General features: G+C 75.4%; 2 protein-coding genes and 1 pseudogene. All 3 read right to left on the minus strand.

Annotated elements, in window-relative coordinates; genetic code table 11:
• Positions 1–156 precede the first annotated feature (156 nt).
• Entirely contained in the window at positions 157–297 is a 141-nt protein-coding gene (locus ACLEQD_RS43635; protein ID WP_410391827.1) for a hypothetical protein, read from the minus strand.
• On the minus strand, positions 273–893 hold the full coding sequence (locus tag ACLEQD_RS43640; RefSeq protein ID WP_410391828.1) for an alpha-2-macroglobulin family protein: 621 nt from the start codon (positions 891–893) through the stop codon (positions 273–275). The genes ACLEQD_RS43635 and ACLEQD_RS43640 overlap by 25 nt, the downstream gene beginning before the upstream one ends.
• A pseudogene (locus tag ACLEQD_RS43645) lies at positions 890–1,295 on the minus strand (hypothetical protein); the annotation flags it as partial. The gene ACLEQD_RS43640 and the pseudogene ACLEQD_RS43645, both read right to left, overlap by 4 nt.

The raw sequence follows: 1,295 nt of genomic DNA on the forward strand, positions 1-1,295 counted from the left end.
CCGTCAGGGACAGCGTGCGCGGCGCCGCCAGCGAACCGCCGCGCGTCTGGACCACGGTGCTGCCCGGTGGCCCACACGTCGAAGTCGCGCACCACCGCGTCCGTGTCACCCAGCGAGGCGCGCACCGTCACCGGCCCCGCGCCCCGGCCTTCACCGTCACCAGCTCCACCACGCTGCCGCGCGCGGCACCCGCACCGTGCGCGCGCCGGCCTCCACCTGCGCGCCCTTCACGTCCACCTTCAGCGCCGCCTCCACGGCCTTGTCGGTGGTGTTCACCACCTGCACCGGCAGGCGCACGGTGTCACCCGCGCGCAGGAAGGGCGGCAGCACGGGTCGACGTACGTGGGCAGCGTGCCCGCGAAGGACGTCACCGCCCCCGCCTGCGCGCCGGAGCGCGAGTGCGCCAGCGCCAGCACCCGCCACTGCGTCAACCGGTCCGGCACGCGCACCGGCACCGTCGCCTGGCCGTTCGCGTCCGTCACCACCAGGGGCTCGAAGAGGAACGTCTCCGGGAACCACGCGCGGGTGGGCGCGGCCGCCGCGCCATCCTTGCCACCGACGGCGTCCCCCGGCGCCTCCTCCATCTCCGGCTCCGGAGGTGCCGCCATCTCGGCCACGGGCGCCGCGGCCTTCGGGGGCTCGGCCCGGCCGCCGCCGCCTCTCGACCCTCCCTCGTCGTCGTACGCGTTCGCGGAGCCGAAGCTCTTCATCGTCTTGCGTTGCAGGGACTCCGACGCCATCCCGTCGAAGCTCGCATCGCCCGCGAGCGCGGCGGCGGACTGCCCCATGGAGCGGCGGATCATGTCCCCCGCCACCAGCGCGAGCGTCATCCCGCCCAGCACGAACCCCACCCCGAGGCCCACGGCCCCGGACAACCACGAGCGCAGCTTCATGGCGCCTCCTGGGCGACCCACGCGCCCCAGTTCACGACGTCCTCCGGCAACCGCGTCCCATTCACCACCACCGCGCGCGGATCCGTCAGGGCCAGCAGGTCCTCCGGCAGCCGCGACAGCCGCAGCTTGCGGCCGAACGCATCCGTCACCTTCTGCCCGCGCTGCTCGCACGCGGCCAGCGACTCCGCCCACAGCCGCGCCAGCCCCGCCGGGTCCAACGTCTCCCCCGCGGGCGCGGACTCCTCCCACTTGCGCGTGCGCGCGTGCAGCTCCGTCAGCACCGCGTAGAACGGCTCCGTCAGCTCCGCGTCCGGGGAGAAGGGGCTCGTGGCGTGGAGCCGGTCAGCGGCGTCTCCAGGTCCTCCCGCGCGGGCACCGCCGTCACGCGCAGCAGCGCGTCCG

Origin of the sequence: Corallococcus sp. 4LFB (assembly GCF_046520365.1) — a bacterium.
Classification (GTDB): domain Bacteria; phylum Myxococcota; class Myxococcia; order Myxococcales; family Myxococcaceae; genus Corallococcus; species Corallococcus caeni.

Excerpts from the sequence above, each read along its gene's own strand:
- ACLEQD_RS43640 (WP_410391828.1), bottom strand. The coding sequence starts at position 893 with ATGAAGCTGCGCTCGTGGTTGTCCGGGGCCGTGGGCCTCGGGGTGGGG.